Origin of the sequence: Microbacterium marinilacus (assembly GCF_019753765.1) — a bacterium.
In the GTDB taxonomy this organism is placed as follows: domain Bacteria; phylum Actinomycetota; class Actinomycetes; order Actinomycetales; family Microbacteriaceae; genus Microbacterium; species Microbacterium marinilacus.
Genome location: NZ_JAIJZW010000009.1, coordinates 1 through 20,471 on the forward strand (window position 1 = coordinate 1; position 20,471 = coordinate 20,471).

Here is a 20,471-nt window from a genome sequence, read left to right on the forward strand (position 1 = left end):
CACTCGCGCGTCGAGCCTGAGTGCCCTCTGGCACTCGGGCGGGAGGGTGCCGCGCCTCCCGGGTGGACGCAGGCGGGCGGGTTAGGCTCAGACTCCGACTTCCCGGCGCCTCGCTTCCCATCAGGGGCGGGATGCCGCGCCGCCACGAACAGCACTGCGAGGCCGAACGTGACCACTCCGTCTCCCGCCGACGCCCCCCTCCCCGATGAGGAGGCGCGCCGGGCCGCTCCCCTCCGGATCCTGATCGGCGCCGACACGTTCGCGCCGGACATCAACGGAGCCGCGCGCTTCGCCGAGCGGCTCGCCGCCGGTCTCGTGCAGCGCGGCCACGAGGTGCACGTCGCCGCGCCGAACACCCGCTACGTCGACGAGCCGAACCGCTCGGAGACGATCGAGGGCGAGCGGATGACCGTGCACCGGCTGCCGTCGGTGCCGCTGTGGTGGCACGAGTGGCTGCGCTTCGTGTGGCCGTGGCGGTCGAAGCACCACGCGCGCCGCGTGCTCGACCGGGTGAAGCCGGACGTCGTCCACATCCAGTCGCACATCGTGATCGGCCGCGGCCTGGCCCGGGAGGCGCGCAAGCGGGGCATCCGGATCATCGCGACGAACCACGTCATGCCGGAGAATATCCTCGACCACACGACGCTGCCCGACTGGGCGAACCGGATCCTCGTGAAGCTCGCGTGGGACGACGCCAAGCGCACCTTCGGCCTGGCGGCGGCGGTGACGACGCCGACCCGGCGGGCGGCGGACTTCCTCGAGCGGCAGATCGACATCTCCGGCGTCGTGCCCATCAGCTGCGGCATCGACCGCACGCAGTACACGGCCGATCTCGAGCCGCGCTCCGAGAACCGCATCGTCTTCGTCGGTCGTCTCACGGCCGAGAAGCAGGTCGACGTCATCCTGCGCGCGCTCGCCCAGCTCGACCCGGGTCTCGACGCGAAGCTGGACCTCGTCGGGCAGGGTGACCAGGAGCCCGCCCTGCGCACGCTGGTCGCGGAGCTGGGGATCGACGACCGCGTGACCTTCCACGGTCGCTCCTCGGACGAGCACCTGCGGGCGACGCTGACGGGCGGCGCGGTCTTCGCGATCGCGTCGATCGCCGAGCTGCAGTCGATCGCGACCATGGAGGCGATGGCCTCGGGGCTGCCGGTCGTCGCGGCGGACGCCGTGGCGCTGCCGCACCTCGTGCATGACGGCGAGAACGGCTACCTGTTCACGCCCGGCGACGTCGACGACCTGGCCGAGAAGCTGACCCGTGTGCTCACGGCGTCGCCGGAGGAGCGCCTGCGCCTGCAGCGGGCCTCGCTGGACGGCGTGATGGTGCATGACATCAATCGCACGCTCGACACGTTCGAGGGGCTCTATCGGGGCGCCGCGGAGCGCGCCGATCATGGGGACCGCCGAGGCGCGGAGCGCGCCGATGATGGGGACCGCCGCGGCGGCCTGCCGGCGTAGGCGCGACACCCGGATCCACAGGAGCCCGCCGTGCATGTCGTGATGTTCGCGGATCAGCACGCCGAGACCCTCGGCGGGGCGCAGGTCTCGACGCGCCTGCAGCGGCGGTACCTCGAGCGGGCGGGGCACACGGTGACGGTGGTGGCCCCGGAGCGTCATGGCTCGCTCGCACGCTCGGGTGCGGCCGACCCGTCGTACCTCGACATCCCGTCGATCCCCGTGACGCCCGACCGGGAGTACTCGTTCAGCTGGCCGGGGCGCCGCGCCGATCGTGCGATCGACGCGGGCTTCGCCGGCCGTCCGGCGCCGGACCTGGTGCACGTGCAGGCCGACTTCTGGGGGGCGTTCCTCGGCTACCGCTTCGCCGCGCGGCACGGCCTGCCGGTGGTCCACACGATGCACAACCGCGTGGACGTCGGCATCCGGGCGACCGTGCCGCTGCCGGGGGTCGTGCTGTGGCTGCTGAACGGCTGGCGGCGCCTGGCGCTGCGCGGCCTCCCGGGCGGCGCGCGCACGGGAGCGGACGGCTGGGCGTATCTGCGCGGGCTCGCTGCCGGCGCCCGTGCGGTGACGGCGCCTTCCGCGCACTTCGCCCGCCGGCTGGAGGCGCACGGCGTGCGCGCCGAGGTGGACGTGGTGTGGAACGGCATCGACGACGACGTGCTCGACCGCGTCATCGCCGCGGCGCCCGAGGAGCGCGCTGCGGGCAGGCCGCGGTTCGTGTGGCTGGGGCGGATGAGCCCGGAGAAGCGGCTGCTGCCGTTCCTCGAGGCGCTCGCCCTCTCCGGGGTCGACTGCGAGGTCGACCTGATCGGCGGCGGGGCGCAGTCCGGGGCGGCGCGCCGCCTGATCGCTCGCCACGGGATCGAGGACCGCGTGCGCTTCGCGGGTCGGCTGACGTACGACGAGACCCTGCGCCGCATCGCCGCGGCCGACGCCCTGGTGCAGACGTCCATCGGCTTCGAGACGCAGGGGATGACGCCGTTCGAGGCGGCGTCGCTCGGCACGCCGGCGGTGGTCAGCGACCCGGACATCGCCGCGGAGGTCGGTGGCGGGGTGTGGGCGGTGGAGCCTCGCGACGACGAGCCGGGTCGGGTGGTGGCGCTGGCGCGGACGCTGCGCCGCGCCGCGGCGGACATCGCCGGGGGAACGGCGCCCGTGCCCGATCCGCGTATGCCGGGGCGGTTCCGTCAGTCGTCGCGCACGGCCGCGATGATCGCGGTGTACGAGCGGACGCTGCGTTCAGCCACGGTGTGACACGCGCGTGGCGTCGGTGCGGGACGGGCCGTACCCGTCGGTCCACACGCCGCGTACCGTCGCCGCGATGCCCACGACGGACAGGGCCGCCACCAGAATCAGGATGATCATGGCAGTCATCCTTCGCTTGCGTGGATCCTGCCAACAGTGGCAGACTCGACGCAATCCGCAGGAAAACTGCCAACAGGAGGCGCGCATGAGGACCGTCGCATGCATCGTGCAGGAGGGCTTCGCGCCGTTCGAGTTCGGCGTCGCCTGCGAGGCCTTCGGTCTCGACAGGTCGGAGGACGGCATCGAGCCGTTCGACTTCCGCATCGTCACGGCCGAGCCGGGCCCGGTCGCCTCCAACCTCGGCTTCTCGGTGAACGTCGAGCACGACCTGAGCTTCGCCGAGACGGCGGACATCGTCGTGGTGTCCACGCAGCCGAAGTCGGCGTGGCGCCGGGTGGACACCCGCGTCGCCCGCGTCATCCGGGATGCCGCCGAGCGCGGCGCCTGGCTGCTGAGCGTCTGCAGCGGCGCGTTCGTGCTCGCCGCGTCCGGCGTGCTCGACGGGCGCCGTGCCACGACGCACTGGCTGTACGCCGACACGATGGCGCGCATGTATCCGCAGATCGACGTCGACCCCGACGTGCTCTACGTGCAGGACGGCCGCATCATCACGAGCGCCGGCACCGCCGCCGGCCTCGACGCCTGCCTGCACCTGCTGCGCCAAGAGCTCGGCGCCGAGGCCGCCAACCGCATCGCGCGTCGCATGGTCGTCGCGCCGCAGCGCGAGGGAGGGCAGGCGCAGTTCATCCTGAAGCCCCTGCCCGAGTCGGCCGGCCTGTCGCTGGCGCCGGTCGCCGACTGGGCGCTCGAGAACCTGCACCGGGACCTCACCGTCGAGCTGCTCGCCGGTCGCGCCCACATGTCCCCGCGCACCTTCGCGCGCCGCTTCAAGGCCGACTACGGCACGACGCCCGCCGCATGGCTCGGGCGGCAGCGGATCATCCAGGCGCAGCGCCTGCTCGAGCGCACCGAATGGGGCCTCGACCGCATCGCCGACGAGTGCGGGTTCGGCTCGGCGGCGGTGCTGAGGCAGAACTTCGCCCGGGTGCTCGGCACCACGCCGACCGCGTACCGCGCCCGCTTCGCGTGCCGCGACGAGCCCTCCCCCGCGACGACCGCCGCATAGGCCGGCGGGCGGGCACCGGCAACCCGCGGCCACAGCCCGCTCCCGGACGGATGGTCGGATGCGGCGGACGTTCGGTCGGGCACGCGGGCGCGGGGTCGCCCAGGATCGAATCATGACCTCCACCGCGTCGATCCCCGTCGCCCTCCCGAAGGACGCGCCCCTCAGGTACGGCGCCCTCGTCGTGATGATGCTGCAGGGCTTCGTCCTCGTCACGGCCGAGTTCCTGCCGAACGGCGTTCTCACCGAGATGGCCGCGGGCCTGGGCGTCACCCCTGGGCAGGCGGGCCAGACGGTGACGATCACCGCGGTCGCCGGCCTCCTCGTCGCGCCGACGATCGGCCTGCTCGTGCCCCGCCTCGACCGTCGCGCACTGCTCGTCTGGGCCGCCGCCGCGGCATCCGTGTCGAGCCTGGTGGTCGCCGTGTCGCCCCACCTCGTCACGATCCTCGTGGCCCGGTTCTTCCTCGGCGCCGCGATCAGCGCGTTCTGGTCGATGTCGATCACGGTCGCCGCGCGGCTCACGGGCCCGGACCGCATCGGACGCGGCCTCATGTTCACCTCCGCCGGGGTGTCGCTCGCCACGGTCGCGGGTGTGCCGCTGGGCGTCCTCCTGAGCGAACTGCTCGACTGGCGCATCGCGTTCGTCGTGGTGGGCGCGGTCACGGCTCTCATCGCGGTCGCGGTGCGGCTGGCGCTGCCACGGGTGCCGGCCGCCGCGGCCTCGAGCCTGCGGCTGCTCGTCGACTCGTTCCGCCGGCCGGGCGTCGCGGCCGGCATGGTCGGTCACGTATTCGTGGTGCTCGGCCACTTCCTCGCCTACACCTACATCCGCCTCGCGCTCGAGCGGATGCCGGATGTCCCGCCCGAGACGATCGTGCTGCTGCTCGCGGCCTTCGGCGTCGGAGGGCTCATCGGCAACCTCGCTATCGGCCTCCTCGTCGACCGCGCGTTCCGCGCCCTCGCCGTCGCAGCTCCCCTCGTGATCGCGGCATCGATCGGCGTGGTCGTGCTGCTGCCCGGCTCCATCGCCGCCGTGGCGCTCGCCGTGTTCGCGTGGGGCTTCTTCTTCGCGTCGTGGCTGATTATCGTCAACACGTGGGTCGGCCACCGCATGCCGGACCGTCTCGAGTCGGGCGGCGTGCTCACGGTCATGGGCTTCCAGCTCGCCATCACCCTCGCCGCGGGCGTCGGCGGGGTGCTCATCGACCTGACGGGAGTCGTGACGGCGGACGCCGCCGCGGTCGTGCTGCTGGTCGTGGGCGCCCTGCTGTTCGGGCGCTCGGTCCGCGATCACGCCGCACGTCGCGCGCGCGGCTGAGGGCATCGCCGCCCGGCGCGGTCAGATCATCGAGGGGGCCTCGACGCGGGCGCGCCAGAGCGACGGCGCCGTGCCGGTGTGGCGCCGGAAGGCTCGGCTGAAGCCCTCGTCGGAGCCGTAGCCGAGCGCTCGCGCCGTCTCCGACACCGAGGCGCCGGACTCGAGCATCGTCCTGGCATGCCGCATCCGGATCTCGGCGACGTACCCGGCGGGCGATCGCCCGTAGGCGCACCGGAAGCGGGCGGCGAACACCGTGCGCGACATCGCGCCGAGGCTCGCGAGCTGGTCGATGGTCCAATCGCGTCCGGGGTCGTCCGCGACGGCCGCGGCGACGCGGGCGAGGAACGGGTCGGCCGCGGGACCGGGCCATGACGGATCGTGGGCGTCGCGAGAGGCCCACGCGCGGATGGCCGACAGCACCACGGTCGTGACCATCATCCGGCAGATCCTGTCGTCGCCCGAGCGGTCGCCGACCGGTTCCGCGCCCAGGTGCGCGGCGAGGGCCGCGGCTGCGGGCTCGAGACCGACGAAGCCGTCGATGAAGACGAAGGGCGGGAGCGGCGTCACGTCGGCGACCGACAGCTCGGCGGGCACCACGGTGAGCTCGGCGCCGGACTGCGATGTCAGGGCGATCGGTCGGCAGCCCAGGCTGAGGAAGGCGTCGCCGGCGAGCAGGGTGCGCGGGCCGGTGGCCGCGGCGGCGTCGCCCGACGGGCCGTCGACCCGGCAGCTCGTGCCCGGGGACGGCGCGCCGGTGAGCTCGCCGGAGCGCACGTACACCAGCGTCGCGCCGTCGACTCCGAGGCGCAGCGACGACGTCGGCGCGAGCTGCGAGCGATGGACCGTGCCGGGCCGGATGTCGAGGGACGACAGGGCGTGCTCGAGCATGGTCGACCGGGTCATGTCGCCCTCAACGCGCGTCGGCGCGCGCTCATTCCTGCGCGTCGGCTCAGCCGAGCAGGGAGGGCAGCAGGATCGGCAGCACGCCGCTCCAGCGACGAGCGCGGCGTGACTCAGTGGTCGAGCAGCAGAACGTCGTCGGGGAATGCCGAGGCGAGCGGCCCGTCGAACGTCGCCAGGCGCGCGCTGTGCTCTCGTGCGAGGGCCACGAGGTAGACGTCGGTGACCTGGCGATGGCCGCGGACCGACGACAGCGGTGCGTGGCGATAGGAGATCGAGTCGGACCAGAACTCCACCAATGGGTGCGCGTGGACCCCGTTCAGCAACGCCGTGATCGAATCGGGATGCTCACCGAGCCTCACGAGCGTGCGCACCAGTGCCCCTTCCACGGCCGGGCAGACGGCGACCGACGAGACTTCGGCGATCCACGCGTTCGACCCCTCGTGGAACACATGGTCGGTGAGCGTCGAGGCGATCAGGACGTTCGCATCGAGGAGGAACGGTGCCGTCACTCGTCGTCGTCCAGAAGCGCTGCGACATCGTCCGCCGTGACGGTGCGCCCGATGCTCACGCGAGGGAATCCGCTCACCGGATGGTGATCGATCGACGCCGGCACATCCATGGATGCGAGGCCCCGCGCCGCCAGGTCGGCGAGCACCGTCGACAGCGATTCATGCCGGCTCGCCGCGATCTCGCGGGCGCGACGATGCAGCGCCGGCGGCAGATCGACGGTTGTGCGCATACCTGCATCATATCTGCATCACACATGATGCGGGGCGATCGTCGGTACCCCGAGGACGGCCGCCGCGTTCCGTCGCCGCGTTGCCCTCGGCTCAGCCGAGCAGGGAGGGCAGCAGGATCGGCAGCACGCCGCTCCAGAGCGCGAACGAGATCAGCGCCATCACGGCGAAGCCCAGCGCGATCGCCGGAAGCGCCTTGCGCGGGTGGCGCAGGCCGATGATCGCGAGGATCGCCGCCGAGAGGTTGACGATCAGCTGCGCGACCCCGGTCACGCCCAGCGCAGCGGGCAGGAGCGCGGTGGTGCGGACCAGGGCGGGGACCACCGTCTGGACGAGGGAGAGCGCCACGCCGAGCCCGACCAGGACGATCGCGACGATGCCGACGGTGTTGCGCGGCGCGAGCGGCGCGCCGTAGGGGTGCTGCGGGGCGCCGTAGGGCGGTTGCGGTGCGCCGTAGGGGGAAGCGGGAGCGGTCATCCGTGTCCTCCTAGAGGCCCGTCAGGGCGGCCTGGACGATCCAGCGCACCAGCCCCACGATCTGCGTGCCGCCGACGCCGACGGCGACGCCGGCCAGGACGACGCCGTTGCGCGAGGCGATGCCGGCGATTCCGAAGCCGATGGCGCCGAGACCGAGCGCGGCGCCGATCAGCGAGAACACCGCGCTGACGGAGGAGAGCCCGGCGATGTCGCCGCCGGCGAGCAGGCCGGCGTAGACGCCGAAGTCGGCCAGCAGCAGCAGGACGATCGCCGCCGCGAAGCCGATGGCGATCGTCGCGGGGATGCGACTGCCGTGCGGAGCAGCGGCCGCGGGGATGCCGCCGGGGTACGGCGGAGGCGCATAGGCCGATGCCGCCGCGTAGGGCGGCAGGCGGGGAGGCTCGCCGGTAGGACTGCTCACGCGGCCAGGCTAGCGGGCCGGATCGCGCGGCGCTCGCCCCTACCCGTCGCGGAACGATCCTGCTAAAGTTGAGCGTAAGCGACTCAAGTTTGTCGCGAGGTCTTTCAGGAGGCGGCAGATGGCTCAGGGACAGCAGGCGGAGCAGGATCAGCGCAGCGCGCTGGAGCAGTTCGGGATCGATCTCACCGAGCGGGCCCGTCAGGGCAAGCTCGACCCGGTGATCGGACGCGACGGCGAGATCCGTCGCGTCAGCCAGGTGCTCACACGACGCACGAAGAACAACCCCGTGCTGATCGGCGAGCCCGGCGTCGGCAAGACCGCCGTCGTGGAGGGCCTCGCCCAGCGGATCGTGGCGGGAGACGTCGCCGAGAGCCTGAAGGACAAGAGGCTGATCAGCCTCGACATGTCCGCCCTCGTCGCCGGCGCCATGTATCGCGGGCAGTTCGAGGAACGCCTCAAGAACGTGCTGCAGGAGATCACCGAGTCCGACGGCCAGGTCATCACGTTCATCGACGAGCTGCACGTGCTGATGGGCGCCGGAGGAGGCGAGGGGTCGGTCGCCGCCTCGAACATGCTGAAGCCCATGCTCGCGCGCGGCGAGCTGCGCCTCATCGGCGCCACCACGCTCAACGAGTACCGCGAGTTCATCGAGAAGGATGCCGCGCTCGAGCGCCGCTTCCAGCAGGTGTACGTCGGCGAGCCGAGCGTCGAGGACACGGTGGCGATCCTGCGCGGCCTCAAGGGCCGGTACGAGGCGCACCACGGCGTCACCATCACCGACAGCGCGCTGGTCGCCGCCGCGGCGCTGTCGAACCGGTACATCCCGAGCCGGCAGCTGCCGGACAAGGCGATCGACCTGATCGACGAGGCGATGAGCCGGCTCAAGATGGAGATCGACTCGTCGCCCGTGGAGATCGACCAGCTCAAGCGTCAGGTGGACCGCATGCGCCTCGAGGAGCTCGCTCTCAAGAAGGAGAAGGACGCCGGCTCGAAGGAGCGGCTCGCGAAGCTGCGCGAGCAGATGGCGGGCGCCGAGGCCGAGCTGACGGTGCTCGAACAGCGCTGGGCCAGGGAGCGCGGCGGCCTGAACCGCGTCGGAGATCTGAAAAAGCGCCTCGACGAGGCCGTCACCGAGCGCGACCGCGCCCTGCGCGAGGCCGACTACGCCCGGGCGTCGAAGCTGCAGTACGAGACCATCAAGCAGCTCGAGGCCGACGTCGCCGAGGCGGAACGGCAGGCCGACGCGGCGAGCGACGAGCCGCGCATGGTGAACGAGCAGGTGACCGACGACGACATCGCCCAGGTGATCGCTGCCTGGACCGGCATCCCCGTCGGGCGTCTGCTGCAGGGCGAGACGGAGCGGCTGCTGCACCTCGAGCGGGAGCTCGGACGCCGCCTCATCGGACAGAAGGAGGCCGTGAAGGCCGTCTCGGACGCCGTGCGGCGCTCGCGGGCGGGCATCAGCGACCCGAACCGCCCGACCGGCTCGTTCCTGTTCCTCGGCCCCACGGGCGTCGGCAAGACCGAGCTGGCGAAGGCTCTCGCCGAGTTCCTGTTCGACGACGAGCACGCGATGGTGCGCATCGACATGTCGGAGTACGGCGAGAAGCACTCGGTCTCGCGCCTCGTCGGCGCCCCTCCCGGGTACGTCGGCTACGAGCAGGGCGGTCAGCTCACCGAGGCCGTGCGGCGCCGTCCCTACGGCGTGGTGCTGCTCGACGAGGTCGAGAAGGCGCACCCGGAGGTGTTCGACGTGCTGCTCCAGGTGATGGACGACGGCCGCCTGACCGACGGCCAGGGGCGCACCGTCGACTTCAAGAACGTGATCCTGATCCTGACGTCGAACCTCGGCTCGCCGGTCCTCATCGACCCGACCATCTCGGCGGAGGTCAAGCGCGAGCAGGTGCTGCAGCTGGTGCGACAGGCGTTCAAGCCCGAGTTCGTGAACCGCCTCGACGACATCGTGATGTTCCAGGCGCTGACCCACGACGACCTGGCTCAGATCGTCGAGCTGCAGGTCGACCTGCTGCAGCGTCGCCTGGCCGACCGGCGACTCACGCTCGCCGTCACGCCGGACGCCCGCTCCTGGCTCGCCGAGCGCGGCTACGACCCGCTGTTCGGCGCGCGTCCGCTGCGCCGGCTGATCCAGACCGAGATCCAGGACCGTCTCGCGATGGCCATCCTCTCGGGCGGCGTGCGCGACGGCGACACCGTCCGCGTGGACGTGGCGCCGGAGGGCGGCCGGCTGGCCCTCACGAGCGAGGGCCAGCCGGAGGCTTCCGGGGATGGGGACGAGGACGTCATCGACGCGGAGATCGTCGAGGACTGAGCCCCGGGCGAGCTCACCGAGCGGTCAGTCGCGCAGGTGCTCGCGCAGCGTGGCGCCCGCGTAGCGCGTGCGGTACAGGCCCCGACGCTGCAGCTCGGGAACGAGCCCGTTGACCACGTCCTCGAAGGACGAGTGGTACAGCGCCGGCATCACGATGAAGCCGTCCGCGGCGCCCGACCGGAACAGGTGCTCGAGCTCGTCGGCGACGGTCTGCGGCGCGCCGACGGGCTGCGGATGCAGCTGGTTCAGCGCCTGCTCGATCGCGAGATCGGCGACGGTGAAGCCGCGGCGCGCGCTCAGCGAGGCGAGCATGTCCTCGAAGCCGACGCTGCCGGTCGCGCCGCGATGCGCCGCCAGCGCCTCTGTCGCCGGGGCCGCCGGATCCAGGTCGTGCGCGTGCAGCAGGCGCTCCAGCTTCACGAGCGCGTCGGGCAGCTCGATCTGCGCGCGCAGCGCCGAGAGCTTGGCCGTCGCCTCGCCGTCCGTCCAGCCGAGGACGGGCTGGACGCCCTGCAGCACGAGCAGGTCGTCGGGATCGCGGCCGTGGTCGAGGCGAGCGCGACCCCGCAGCTCCTCGCGCAGCGCGCGCATCCCGTCCTCGGTGTCGCCGATCGCGAAGACCACCTCGGCCCAGCGGGCGGCGAAGGCGCGTCCGCGCGGCGACGACCCCGCCTGCATCAGCACCGGATGCCGCTGCGGGCTCGGCGGGATCGTCAGCGGGCCGCGGGCGAGCGGCGGCAGCCCGTCGCGTCTGGGCACGCGGCGCACCCCCGCCGGGTCGGCGAACCGCCGCGCGTCGCGGTCGAGCAGCAGCGCATCCGGATCCCAGCTGCGCCAGAGGTCCGTCACGGTCTGCACCACGCGGTCTGCGGCCTCGTAGCGCTCGCCGGGCGGGGCGATCGCGTCGCGGCCGTGATTGCGCGCCTCGGCGTCGGTGGTCGACGTGACGATGTTCCATGCCGCGCGGCCGCCGGAGAGCTGGTCGACGGTGAGCAGCTGGCGGGCGATCGTGTAGGCCGGGGCGAAGCCCGTGGAGACCGTCGCGCCGAGCCCGATCCGCGAGGTCGCCCCGGCGATCAGGGAGACGATCGCGATCGGGTCCTGGTAGATGCTGCCCTTGCCGCCGGTCTCGAGCGTCGTGGCGTACTCGCCGTCGGCGTCCTCCGGCACCGCGAGGGCGTCGGCGAGGAAGATCATGTCGAACAGCCCTCGTTCGAGCGTGCGGCCGAGGTCGGCGTAGAAGCCGCCGCGCAGCCAGTCGGACCGGCCGAGCGGATTGCGCCAGTTCTCGGCGTACTGGCTGGTCGGCGGGTTCACCATGCCGACCAGATGGATACGGCGGCCGGTCATGCGGGCGCTCCGCTCACGCCGTCGCTCAGCGGCCGGCGCCGGCCGCTGGCGGGCCGCTCAGCGTCGGCCTGATCGATGTCGGGCTGTTCAGCGAGATCGTCAGGTGCGTGGTGACGTGCTGCACGGTGCGACCGACGGCGATCCAGGCGTTCGCCGCGGTCTCGAGCACGGCCGACAGGTCGCCGTCGAGGCGCGTGGCGTAGTGGTCGGACCCGTCGTAGACGCCCGTCTCGCGGGCGTGGTCGATCGCCCGCCCGATGGCCGCCATGTGGTCCGCCTCGCCGCCGCTCTCCCCGCCGTGATCCGTGCCGTGGTCAGCGTCGAGCAGCGGATACAGCGACCAGTGCGCCCGGGCCCGCACACCCGACGGCGCAAGGGACACGTCGTCGGCGCCGAGGGCCGTCGTTCCGGCGGGCAGCTCGCACTGCAGCTCGCCCGGGCACCCGCGCGAGAGCAGCACGCTCGCGCTGACGTGCGCCCCGGAGGCCGCCGCCGCGGCGATGACCTCGCGCACGTACCCCACGATGCGGCGCTCGGGCCCGCCGACGAACGTCGAGATGTCGCCCGTGTCGATGTCGAGGCCGGTCGCGTCGGCCGACTCGAGCGCGTCGAGGATGATCCGGACGTAGTCGGAGTCGTACACGGAGAGCGTCAGGCGCGCCCCGACGCCGTACTGCTGGGGCGTCAGGGGGGCGGCGTCGGCAGGGGTCGCGGTCGTCACGGCGTCCACCTTAGGCCTGATGCGGGTGCACCCTGGGCGCGATACGGCCGCGGCCCCGGCCCCGGCCCGCGCTACGATGGCTGCGAAACACGGGAGTCCGGTAGGCCGGGCTGAGAGGAAGGTCCTCAACCTTCGACCGTCGAACCTGATCTGGGTCATGCCAGCGCAGGGAGGCAGCTCTTCACACCCGTGCCCCGACACCGATCGAAAGGGCACGCTCGATGCGCATCGACCGTTCCGTCCGCGCGCGCTCCGCCGCGGCATCCGTCCTGCTGTCCGTCCTCGTCCTCGGCGGCTGCGCCGGTGACCCCGGCCCCGCCTCGTCGGCCCCCGACGGGCCGTCGACCGTCACCTTCGCGCTCGACTGGGCGCCGAACACCAACCACGTCGGCGTGTACGTCGCGGACGCGCTCGGGTACTTCGAGGAGGAGGGGATCGACCTCGAGATCCTGCCCTACGGGTCGACGTCCGTCGCCGAGCTCGTCTCCGCCGGATCTGCCGACTTCGGCATGGTCGGTCAGGCGAGCGTGCTGCTCGGGCGCACCGCGGGCCGCGACATCGTGTCGGTCTACAGCGTGACCACCAGGGACACCGGCCGGCTCGTGTACCTCGCAGACCGCGACGACATCTCCCGCCCCGCCGACCTTGACGGCCTCGTCTTCGGCGGCTTCGGATCGCCCCTGTACGCCGCCTACGTCGACACCGTGATCCGCGGCGACGGCGGCGAGGGCGACTTCGACGAGGTCGTGCTCGACACGGGCGCCTACGAGGCGCTGAGCCAGGGCCGGATCGACTTCACGCTGTCGGTCGCCACGTGGGAGAACCTCCAGGCGGAGATCGACGGGCACCCCTACGCCGAGTTCCGCTATCAGGACTACGGGCTGCCGGAGCAGCAGTCGACCGGGATCGTCTCGAGCGACGCGTACCTGGCGACGCACGAGGACGAGGCGGAGGGGTTCGTCGCCGCCGTGCAGCGCGGCTACGCCTACGCCGCCGAGCACCCCGACGAGGCCGCCGACATCCTCGTCGCCGCCGAGCCCGACACCCTCGGCACCGCGGAGGAGCTCGTGCGACGCAGCACCGACCTGCTCGCCTCGGGCGGCTACCTCGTGCCGGAGGAGGGCGCTCCGGGCGCGGCCGACCCGCAGGTCTGGGCGGAGTTCGGGCGGTTCCTCGTCGAGCAGGGCTTCCTCACCGACGCCGCCGGCGAGGCCGTGACGGACGAGCCCGAGTGGTCGGCGTACTACACGAACGAGTACCTGCCCTGACGATGTCCGCACCGAGCATGCAGGAGCAGGGCAGGAACGAGGGAGGGGCCGCGACCGCCGCACGGGCCTCGGCGGCGCTCGCCGCCGTGCTCCCGCCCGTCGTCGCCGCGGCGATCGTCCTGCTCGTCTGGCAGGCGGTCGGCGCGGCCGGCCTGCTGCCACCGGCGGTCCTGCCGTCGCCGGCCCGCATCGCCGAGCAGGGAGTGGTCGAGCGCGAGGCCCTGCTCGGTCACGCCCTCCCCACGCTGCGCGCCACACTGCTCGGATTCGGGCTGTCCGTGGCGGTCGCGTTCGCGGTCGCCACCCTGCTCGACTTCTCGCGACTGCTGCGACGAGCCGTCCTGCCGCTGCTCGTCGTCAGCCAGACGCTGCCGATGATCGCCCTGGCGCCTGTCGTCGTGCTCTGGTTCGGCTTCGACCTGCTGCCGAAGGTGCTGCTCGTGGCGTTCGTGACCTTCTTCCCGCTCGTGATCGGGCTGCTGCGAGGCTTCGAGTCCGCCGACCCCGACGCGGAGCACCTGCTGCGCTCGATGGGCGCGCGGCGCACGACGGTGTTCCGGCTCCTCCGGCTGCCGGGAGCCATGCCCTCGTTCTTCTCGGCGCTGCGGGTCTCGATCACCTACGCGGTGGTGGGCGCGATCTTCGCCGAGTACGCGGGAGCCGTCTCGGGGCTCGGCGTGTACATGCAGTCGGCCAAGCACGTCTTCCGCACCGACCTCGTGCTGGCGGCCGTCGTCGTCAGCTCCCTCCTCACGCTGACGCTGTACGCCCTCGTCGTGACGGTCGAGCGCGTCGTCCTGCCCTGGCGCCGCATCGAGCTGGGCGGCACGCGATGAGCGACCACTCCCCCGCGCTCGAGCTCGACGGCGTGGGCAAGGCGTTCGGCGGGACGCCCGTGCTCGACGGCGTCTCGCTGAGGCTCGGGGCCGGGGAGGTCGTGTCGATCGTGGGCCCGAGCGGCAGCGGCAAGTCGACGCTGCTGTCGCTGCTGACGGGCGCGCTCGCGGCGGACGAGGGACGGATCCGCGCCGGCGGTGCGCCCGTCTCGCGCGACAACCGTCCCTTCGCCTTCATGCCGCAGCGCGACGTGCTGCTGCCCTGGCGGCGCGTGATCGACAACGCCGCCGTCGGGCTCGAGGTCGCGGGAGTCCGCCGGGCGGAGGCGCGGCGCCGCGTCTCCCGGCTGCTGCCGGCGTTCGGTCTCGAGGGCACGGAGCGCCTGTACCCGCGCCAGCTGTCCGGCGGCATGCGACAGCGGGTGTCGTTCGTGCGCGCCGTGGTGCAGGAGCGCCCGCTGCTGCTGCTGGACGAGCCCTTCGGCGCCCTCGACGCCATGACGCGCGAGGAGCTGCAGCGCTGGCTGCTGGACGTCTGGGCCGTGCACCGCTGGAGCGTGCTGCTCATCACCCACGACATCCGCGAGGCCATCCGGCTGTCCGACCGGGTGCTGGTGTTCTCGCCGCGACCCGGGAGGGTGGTCGGAGAGGTCGCCGTCCCGCGGGTCATCCCCCGCGGCGACGGCTTCGTCCTGCGGCCCGAGGTGCCCGTCATCGAGGACCGCGTGCGGCGTCTCCTGGCGCGCGGGCCGGTGTGACCGCGACCGCGAGCGGGGCAGACATCCCCCGCGAGGCGGATGTCCCGGGCCCGCGGGGACCGTAGCGTGACGGGTATGCACGATGATCCTGGAACCGGCGACGCCGGCGCGGCCGTGGAGCCGCCCGTCCTCGCGCTGCGAAGCCTGCGCAAGCAGTTCGGCCCGAAGGTCGCCGTCGACGACCTGTCGCTCGACGTGCCCGCGGGCGCGATGCTGGGCCTGCTCGGACCGAACGGCGCCGGCAAGACCACGACCCTGTCCATGGCCACCGGCGTCCTGCGGCCGGACGCCGGCACCGCGTTCGTGCTCGGCGCCGACGTGTGGCGCGACCCCGCCGCCGCCAAGGCGCGCATGGGCGTGCTGCCCGACGGCGTGCGCATGTTCGACCGGCTCACCGGAGCCGAGCTGCTGCGCTACACGGGGCTGCTGCACGGCATGGACGACGCCGACGTCACCACCCGCTCGGGCGAGCTGCTCGACGCGCTCGGCCTCGCGGAGGACGGCCGCACGCTCGTCGTCGACTACTCCGCCGGCATGCGCAAGAAGATCGGCCTCGCCTGCGCGCTCATCCACGCGCCCCGGCTCCTCGTGCTCGATGAGCCGTTGGAGGCCGTCGACCCCGTCTCCGGCGAGACCATCCGTCAGATCCTGCGCGCGTTCGTCGCGGGCGGCGGCACGGTGATCCTCTCGAGCCACGTCATGGAGCTCGTCGAGTCGCTGTGCGACCGCGTCGCGATCGTCGCCGAGGGGCGCCTCCTCGCCCACGGCTCGCTCGACGAGGTGCGCGCGGGAGCCTCGCTGCAGCAGCGCTTCCTGGACCTGGTGGGACGACACGAGCTCGGCTCGGAGACGCTGGCATGGTTGCGCTCCTCGTAGGGCTGCGGTGGCGCCAGCTCGGCCACCAGCTGTCGCGCAACGTCTGGATGATCGTCTCGCTCGTGGTGCTCGGCCTCATGGCGATCGGACTGCTGTCGCTGCTCGCGTTCGGGCTGTCGGCGCTGCGCGTGTTCGTGCCCGACGCCGTGAGCGTCGCGCTGATCCTCGCCGGATCCGTCATCACGCTCGGCTGGTGGCTGGGGTCGATCCTGGTCAGCGCCGACGAGCTGCTCGCGCCGGAACGGTTCTCGCTGCTGCCCGTGCGTGCAGATCGGCTGCTGCCGGGGCTCGTCGTGGCCGGTGCGCTCGGGATCGGCGGGATCGGCACGTCGCTCGCCCTGCTGCTGATGCTGCTCGGATGGTCGGTGCAGCCGATCGCGCTCGTCGCCGCCGTCCTGCTCGCTCCCGTGGCGCTGGCCATCTGCGTGCTGGGCGCCCGCGTCGTCAGCGGTCTGCTGGCGAAGTGGCTCGCCGGGCGCCGCACCCGCGACCTGGTCGTGGTGGTCGGCACCCTGCTGCTGGCGTCCTCCGGCATCCTCGTGAACGTCGTCCTCATGGCCGTCGTGCAGGCCGAGGACGCCGGAGGGGCGATGGACGCCGTCGCCGACGTGCTGGCATGGACGCCCGTGGGCGCGGCCTTCGGAGTGCCGGCCGCGCTGGTCGACGGCGAGTGGGCCGTGGCGGGGCTGCGACTCGTGATCGCGCTCGCGACCGTCGCCGTGCTGTGGCTCGTCGCGCGGGCGATGCTCGCCGCCCGGCTGGTCGCGCCGATCATCAGCCGCGGAGGCGGACAGGTGCGCGGGGGCAAGATGCTCGATCGGCTGCTGCCGGCGACCCCGGCGGGTGCGATCGCCGCGCGGTCGCTGCGCTACCGGCGGCGCGACCCGCGGCACATCCTGAACACGGTGCTGCTGGTGCTGCTGCCGTTCCTCATCATGGCCCCGCAGGCGATGTCGCTGATGGGCGGCGGGATGGCGCTCGGCGGCGGCGTGATCCTGGTGCCGGCCATCTGCGCCCTGATGGTCTGCACCATCGTGCAGATGGACGTCGCCTACGACCACGACGCGGTCGCGCTGCACCTGCTCGCGGGCGTGCGCGGCGTCGACGACCGCGCCGGACGCGTGCTGGCCGTCGTCGTCATCGCCGTGCCCGTCGTGGTGGTGCTGAGCGTGCTGGCCTGCCTCGTCGTGGGCGACTGGGCGCTGCTCCCCGCCTCGCTCGGCGCGTCGCTCGGACTGGTGCTCGCAGCCGCCGGGGCGGGTGCGCTCGTCGGCTCGTGGCTGCCGGGTCGCGCGCCCGCGCCGGAGGCGAACCCCCTCGGCCGCGGCTCGTCGGGCGGGGTTCAGTCGTTCGCCGCGCTCGCGATCATGGTGCCGGCGATCCTCGTCGTCGGGGCGCCGGCCTTCGGCTTCGCGATCGCCGCGCTGTGGAACCCGGCCCTCGGCTGGATCAGCCTCGCGAGCGGGCTGATCCTCGGTGCCGCGGCGGCGTGGGGCGGCATCGTCCTCGGCGGCCGGATCCTCGACCGACGCTGGCCCGAGGTGCTGATCGCCGTGAGCAGCGAGGCATAGGCGGCCCGCCCGATCCGGATCCGATCCGGACGGCGAGAGGGGCCGGTGGGATCACCCCACCGGCCCCTCTCGCGTGTCGTCGGTCGCTCAGGCGTTCGCCGCGAGGGACTCCGCGATCGGGCGGCGCGTGCGGGGCGCGGTCTCGCGCTCGCGCAGCGGCTCGGGCAGGGCCTCGAGGTCGCCGAACTCGCCGAGGGCGGTGACGGTGAACGGGCGCTCGTTCGCGGCGAGACCGAAGTGCTGGGCGACCGCGGCCGGGTCGAAGCCGGCCATCTGGTGCACGACGAGACCGTCGTGGTGCGCCTGCACGGACAGGTGCGCCATCGCCTGGCCGAGGTCGTACAGGGCGGTCGGGATCTCGTTGCCGGCGTCGTCGTGGGTGACGGCGATCGCGACGATCAGCACGCCCGCCGCGGGGGCCCAGGCCTGGTTGAAGCCCAGCAGCGCCTCGCTGACGGCGGCGTGCTCCGCCGTGCCCCGGCGGGCGACGATGAACTTCCACGGCTGCAGGTTCATGGCCGAGGGCGCCCAGCGGGCGGCCTCGAGCGCGCTCGCGAGCTTGGCCTCGTCGATGGGGGTCTCCGCGTCGTACGCGCGGGGGCTCCAGCGCCCGGCGAGCACGTCCAGCACGGGGTGGTCGGTGGTCGCGATGCGGTCGAGGGTGGCAGCGCCCATGTTCTCTCCTCAGGATCTCGGAATCGTTCACGGGGCGCCGTTGCCCTCCGCGGGAGTGAACCCCCCGCCCGCCGGATTCTATTCCCGTGCATCGAGAGGACTCCCGGACCGCGTCCGTCCGCGAACGCCGAAGGCGCGCCCCGCGGACGGGGCGCGCCTTCGATCGGACCGGTCAGGACCGCAGGGCGTCGGACAGCTTGACCCTGGCTCCCATCCGCAGCAGCGAGTTCTCGTAGATCCGCGCCCCGATGCCGATCACCAGCAGGCACGACGCGAGCAGGATCGCCAGCGACAGCAGCGGCTCCCACCACTGCGCCTCGCCGAAGAACAGCCGCACGGGCATGCCCACGGGCGCCGAGAACGGCACGTACGACATGATCGTCATCACCAGCGGGTTGTCGTTGAACAGGATGACGAGGATGTACGGCGCCATCACGAGGTAGGTCACCGGGCCCGTCGTCGATCCGATGTCCTCCTGACGCGAGACCATCGCGCCGGTGGCGGCGAACATCGCCGCGGTCAGGATGAAGCCGAACAGGAAGAACACGGCGAACCACACGACCGGTGCGCCGAGCCCCTGCAGCAGCTCGGTCTGGCCCGTCACCACCAGGGCGAGCACCACGGCCGCCGCCAGCAGCAGGATCTGCCCCATCGCGAGGATCGTGTTGCCGATGACCTTGCCCGCGAGCAGCACGCGGGTGGGGATCGCGGAGATCAGGATCTCGACGACGCGCGTCTGCTTCTCCTCGACGACGCTCGCGGCGATCGTCGCGCCGAACGTCAACGCGGCCATGAAGAAGACGACCCCGAACCCGAGCGCGACGAAGTAGCGCAGCAGCGGGTTGAGCGCATCGGGATCGAGCAGCACGACGTCCGCCTTGACCGCGAGCGCCTGCTCGAGCCCGGACGGGGTGTCGCTGTCGGCGATGATCGTGAGGCCCACGGGCGACTCCGCGTCGACGACGACGGCGGCCTCGACCTCGCCGTCGCGCACCAGCGCCTCGGCCGCCGCGCGATCGGTGGTCTCGACGACCTCGAGGCCCGGGGTGTCCGCCAGCAGGGCGCCGGCGTCCGCGGGAGCCGCGATCTTGATCGAGCTGTCCTGACCGGCGGTGAAGCCGCCCCAGAGCACGCTGCCGAGGGCGATCAGCACGAGGATCACCGATGAGATCACGAACGACTTGCTGCGCAGCTTCGAGCCGATCTCCCGCTCGGCCACCAGCCAGGTCGCCTGCGCGGAGGACAGCTCGGTCGGGGTGCGGCGGGCCGGCACGGCGGCGCGGGGGGTGACGGTGGCGCTCATCGGATGACCTCCTTGAAGATCTGGGCGAGAGAGGGATGCTGCGGGGCGAAGCTGGTGACGTCGCCGCCCTCGACCGCGCGCCGCAGCGCGGCCTGCGCCGACTCGTCGCTGTCGGCGTCGAAGACGGCGTAGCCGCCGTCGAACTCGACCACGTCGACGCCGGGCTGCTCGCGCAGCCAGCCCGCGTCGCCGGACGAGATCAGCTCGAAGCGGCGCGACGAGTGGGCGGCGCGCAGCTGCTCGCGCGACCCCTGCGCGCGGATCTCGCCGCCCGCGATGATCACGAGGTCGTCGCACAAGCGCTCGACGACGTCGAGCTGGTGCGACGAGAACAGCACGGCCGTGCCCTGCGCGGCCCGCTCCTGCAGGACGCCGGCGACGACGTCGACGGCCAGGGGGTCGAGGCCCGAGAACGGCTCGTCGAGGATCAGCACCTGCGGCTCGTGCACCAGCGCCGCGGCGATCTGGGCGCGCTGCTGGTTTCCGAGCGACAGCGCCTCGACGTTGTCGCCGAGCCTCTCCCCCAGCCCGAGCTGCTCGAGCAGCGCCGTCGCGCTGTCGGTCGCGTCCTGCTTCGAGAAGCCGTGCAGGCGAGCGAGGTACACGATCTGCTCGAGCACCTTCATCTTGGGGTACAGCCCGCGCTCCTCCGGCATGTAGCCGAAGTCGCGGCGGGCGGCCGGCGTCAGCGCCTGGCCTCCCAGGGAGACCTCCCCCGCCTCGTGCGCCAGCAGGCCGAGCACGATCCGCATGGTGGTGGTCTTGCCCGCACCGTTGCCGCCCACGAAGCCCGTGAGCCGGCCCGGTGCGACGTCGAACGACACGTCGTCGAGCACTCGACGGTCGCCGTAGCTCTTGACGATCCCGCGCAGCTTCAGCATCCGCGATCCCTTTCTGTCCGGTGATCCCACGCTACGAAGCCGGTGGTGCCGGGCGGATCCCCCGCGTGGCGGATCTTGCGCTCCACCGCGCGCCGGAGCGGCGAGCCGCGGCGTCGCGTCGGCGTGGATCGGTGCGAGAGCGCCCTTATCGGCGC

Annotated in this window: 21 protein-coding genes; 10 read left to right on the forward strand and 11 right to left on the reverse strand. The window is 72.7% G+C overall.

Annotated features, from left to right (window positions below; genetic code table 11):
* Positions 1-168 precede the first annotated feature (168 nt).
* Positions 169-1,458, forward strand: coding sequence for a glycosyltransferase (locus K5S26_RS14085; RefSeq protein ID WP_221859296.1), 1,290 nt, complete (start codon positions 169-171; stop codon positions 1,456-1,458).
* 30 nt (positions 1,459-1,488) lie between these two features.
* A complete protein-coding gene (locus K5S26_RS14090; RefSeq protein WP_221859299.1) occupies positions 1,489-2,715 on the forward strand; it encodes a glycosyltransferase in 1,227 nt (408 codons plus the stop codon).
* Here K5S26_RS14090 and K5S26_RS19050 read toward each other — a convergent pair.
* Positions 2,701-2,826: a hypothetical protein gene (locus K5S26_RS19050; protein ID WP_281427311.1), complete on the reverse strand. Its 126-nt coding sequence runs from the start codon at positions 2,824-2,826 to the stop codon at positions 2,701-2,703. The genes K5S26_RS14090 and K5S26_RS19050 overlap by 15 nt on opposite strands.
* Positions 2,827-2,911: 85 nt before the next feature.
* Between K5S26_RS19050 and K5S26_RS14095 the strand changes: the two genes are divergently transcribed.
* Complete coding sequence (locus tag K5S26_RS14095) at positions 2,912-3,892, forward strand: helix-turn-helix domain-containing protein (protein WP_221859301.1); 981 nt, start codon at positions 2,912-2,914, stop codon at positions 3,890-3,892.
* Between the two features lie 112 nt (positions 3,893-4,004).
* A complete protein-coding gene (locus K5S26_RS14100) occupies positions 4,005-5,210 on the forward strand; it encodes an MFS transporter (RefSeq protein WP_221859303.1) in 1,206 nt (401 codons plus the stop codon).
* 21 nt (positions 5,211-5,231) lie between these two features.
* On the opposite strand, the gene K5S26_RS14105 is transcribed toward K5S26_RS14100, so the two are convergent.
* The 5 genes from K5S26_RS14105 to K5S26_RS14125 all read right to left on the reverse strand — a co-directional run bounded on the left by K5S26_RS14105 (position 5,232) and on the right by K5S26_RS14125 (position 7,748).
* On the reverse strand, positions 5,232-6,113 hold the full coding sequence (locus tag K5S26_RS14105; RefSeq protein ID WP_221859305.1) for a helix-turn-helix transcriptional regulator: 882 nt from the start codon (positions 6,111-6,113) through the stop codon (positions 5,232-5,234).
* A gap of 110 nt (positions 6,114-6,223) precedes the next feature.
* Positions 6,224-6,622, reverse strand: coding sequence for a PIN domain-containing protein (locus tag K5S26_RS14110; protein WP_221859306.1), 399 nt, complete (start codon positions 6,620-6,622; stop codon positions 6,224-6,226).
* Complete coding sequence (locus K5S26_RS14115) at positions 6,619-6,852, reverse strand: hypothetical protein (RefSeq protein WP_221859308.1); 234 nt, start codon at positions 6,850-6,852, stop codon at positions 6,619-6,621. The genes K5S26_RS14110 and K5S26_RS14115 overlap by 4 nt, the downstream gene beginning before the upstream one ends.
* Before the next feature lie 91 nt (positions 6,853-6,943).
* Complete coding sequence (locus K5S26_RS14120) at positions 6,944-7,327, reverse strand: hypothetical protein (RefSeq protein ID WP_221859310.1); 384 nt, start codon at positions 7,325-7,327, stop codon at positions 6,944-6,946.
* Positions 7,328-7,337: 10 nt separating this feature from the next.
* Positions 7,338-7,748 carry a hypothetical protein gene (locus tag K5S26_RS14125; protein WP_221859312.1) on the reverse strand — a complete coding sequence of 137 codons (411 nt, stop codon included), beginning with the start codon at positions 7,746-7,748 and terminating at the stop codon, positions 7,338-7,340.
* 118 nt (positions 7,749-7,866) lie between these two features.
* On the opposite strand from K5S26_RS14125, the gene K5S26_RS14130 reads away from it, so the two are divergent.
* Entirely contained in the window at positions 7,867-10,077 is a 2,211-nt protein-coding gene (locus K5S26_RS14130; protein WP_221859314.1) for an ATP-dependent Clp protease ATP-binding subunit, read from the forward strand.
* Positions 10,078-10,101: 24 nt separating this feature from the next.
* On the opposite strand, the gene K5S26_RS14135 is transcribed toward K5S26_RS14130, so the two are convergent.
* Both K5S26_RS14135 and K5S26_RS14140 read right to left on the reverse strand, forming a co-directional pair.
* Positions 10,102-11,427, reverse strand: coding sequence for an NtaA/DmoA family FMN-dependent monooxygenase (locus K5S26_RS14135; RefSeq protein ID WP_246604051.1), 1,326 nt, complete (start codon positions 11,425-11,427; stop codon positions 10,102-10,104).
* A 25-nt stretch (positions 11,428-11,452) separates the two neighbouring features.
* Complete coding sequence (locus K5S26_RS14140; RefSeq protein WP_308122987.1) at positions 11,453-12,148, reverse strand: YkoF family thiamine/hydroxymethylpyrimidine-binding protein; 696 nt, start codon at positions 12,146-12,148, stop codon at positions 11,453-11,455.
* 221 nt (positions 12,149-12,369) lie between these two features.
* Here K5S26_RS14140 and K5S26_RS14145 point away from each other — a divergent pair, with 221 nt between their 5' ends.
* From K5S26_RS14145 to K5S26_RS14165, 5 genes are all read left to right on the forward strand, one after another.
* Positions 12,370-13,416 (forward strand): ABC transporter substrate-binding protein, encoded by a 1,047-nt coding sequence (locus tag K5S26_RS14145; RefSeq protein WP_221859316.1) that lies wholly within the window; start codon positions 12,370-12,372, stop codon positions 13,414-13,416.
* 2 nt (positions 13,417-13,418) lie between these two features.
* Complete coding sequence (locus K5S26_RS14150) at positions 13,419-14,252, forward strand: ABC transporter permease (RefSeq protein ID WP_246604052.1); 834 nt, start codon at positions 13,419-13,421, stop codon at positions 14,250-14,252.
* On the forward strand, positions 14,249-15,010 hold the full coding sequence (locus tag K5S26_RS14155) for an ABC transporter ATP-binding protein (protein ID WP_221859318.1): 762 nt from the start codon (positions 14,249-14,251) through the stop codon (positions 15,008-15,010). The genes K5S26_RS14150 and K5S26_RS14155 overlap by 4 nt, the downstream gene beginning before the upstream one ends.
* 75 nt (positions 15,011-15,085) lie before the next feature.
* Positions 15,086-15,886 (forward strand): ABC transporter ATP-binding protein, encoded by an 801-nt coding sequence (locus K5S26_RS14160; RefSeq protein WP_221859320.1) that lies wholly within the window; start codon positions 15,086-15,088, stop codon positions 15,884-15,886.
* Complete coding sequence (locus tag K5S26_RS14165) at positions 15,868-17,457, forward strand: hypothetical protein (RefSeq protein ID WP_221859322.1); 1,590 nt, start codon at positions 15,868-15,870, stop codon at positions 17,455-17,457. Before K5S26_RS14160 ends, K5S26_RS14165 begins: the two co-directional genes overlap by 19 nt.
* Positions 17,458-17,544: 87 nt before the next feature.
* Here K5S26_RS14165 and K5S26_RS14170 read toward each other — a convergent pair whose 3' ends face one another.
* The 3 genes from K5S26_RS14170 to K5S26_RS14180 all read right to left on the reverse strand — a co-directional run bounded on the left by K5S26_RS14170 (position 17,545) and on the right by K5S26_RS14180 (position 20,316).
* Positions 17,545-18,132, reverse strand: a complete 588-nt coding sequence (locus K5S26_RS14170; RefSeq protein WP_221859324.1) for a nitroreductase family protein — start codon at positions 18,130-18,132, stop codon at positions 17,545-17,547.
* A gap of 172 nt (positions 18,133-18,304) precedes the next feature.
* Positions 18,305-19,435, reverse strand: a complete 1,131-nt coding sequence (locus tag K5S26_RS14175) for an ABC transporter permease (RefSeq protein ID WP_221859327.1) — start codon at positions 19,433-19,435, stop codon at positions 18,305-18,307.
* Positions 19,432-20,316, reverse strand: a complete 885-nt coding sequence (locus K5S26_RS14180) for an ABC transporter ATP-binding protein (protein WP_221859329.1) — start codon at positions 20,314-20,316, stop codon at positions 19,432-19,434. The genes K5S26_RS14175 and K5S26_RS14180 overlap by 4 nt, the downstream gene beginning before the upstream one ends.
* Positions 20,317-20,471: the final 155 nt, after the last annotated feature.

Excerpts from the sequence above, each read along its gene's own strand:
- K5S26_RS19050 (WP_281427311.1), bottom strand. The coding sequence starts at position 2,826 with ATGATCATCCTGATTCTGGTGGCGGCCCTGTCCGTCGTGGGCATCGCG.
- K5S26_RS14095 (WP_221859301.1), top strand. The coding sequence starts at position 2,912 with ATGAGGACCGTCGCATGCATCGTGCAGGAGGGCTTCGCGCCGTTCGAG.
- K5S26_RS14100 (WP_221859303.1), top strand. The coding sequence starts at position 4,005 with ATGACCTCCACCGCGTCGATCCCCGTCGCCCTCCCGAAGGACGCGCCC.
- K5S26_RS14105 (WP_221859305.1), bottom strand. The coding sequence starts at position 6,113 with ATGACCCGGTCGACCATGCTCGAGCACGCCCTGTCGTCCCTCGACATC.
- K5S26_RS14115 (WP_221859308.1), bottom strand. The coding sequence starts at position 6,852 with ATGCGCACAACCGTCGATCTGCCGCCGGCGCTGCATCGTCGCGCCCGC.
- K5S26_RS14120 (WP_221859310.1), bottom strand. The coding sequence starts at position 7,327 with ATGACCGCTCCCGCTTCCCCCTACGGCGCACCGCAACCGCCCTACGGC.
- K5S26_RS14130 (WP_221859314.1), top strand. The coding sequence starts at position 7,867 with ATGGCTCAGGGACAGCAGGCGGAGCAGGATCAGCGCAGCGCGCTGGAG.
- K5S26_RS14135 (WP_246604051.1), bottom strand. The coding sequence starts at position 11,427 with ATGACCGGCCGCCGTATCCATCTGGTCGGCATGGTGAACCCGCCGACC.
- K5S26_RS14145 (WP_221859316.1), top strand. The coding sequence starts at position 12,370 with ATGCGCATCGACCGTTCCGTCCGCGCGCGCTCCGCCGCGGCATCCGTC.
- K5S26_RS14150 (WP_246604052.1), top strand. The coding sequence starts at position 13,419 with ATGTCCGCACCGAGCATGCAGGAGCAGGGCAGGAACGAGGGAGGGGCC.
- K5S26_RS14155 (WP_221859318.1), top strand. The coding sequence starts at position 14,249 with ATGAGCGACCACTCCCCCGCGCTCGAGCTCGACGGCGTGGGCAAGGCG.
- K5S26_RS14160 (WP_221859320.1), top strand. The coding sequence starts at position 15,086 with ATGCACGATGATCCTGGAACCGGCGACGCCGGCGCGGCCGTGGAGCCG.
- K5S26_RS14165 (WP_221859322.1), top strand. The coding sequence starts at position 15,868 with ATGGTTGCGCTCCTCGTAGGGCTGCGGTGGCGCCAGCTCGGCCACCAG.
- K5S26_RS14170 (WP_221859324.1), bottom strand. The coding sequence starts at position 18,132 with ATGGGCGCTGCCACCCTCGACCGCATCGCGACCACCGACCACCCCGTG.
- K5S26_RS14175 (WP_221859327.1), bottom strand. The coding sequence starts at position 19,435 with ATGAGCGCCACCGTCACCCCCCGCGCCGCCGTGCCGGCCCGCCGCACC.
- K5S26_RS14180 (WP_221859329.1), bottom strand. The coding sequence starts at position 20,316 with ATGCTGAAGCTGCGCGGGATCGTCAAGAGCTACGGCGACCGTCGAGTG.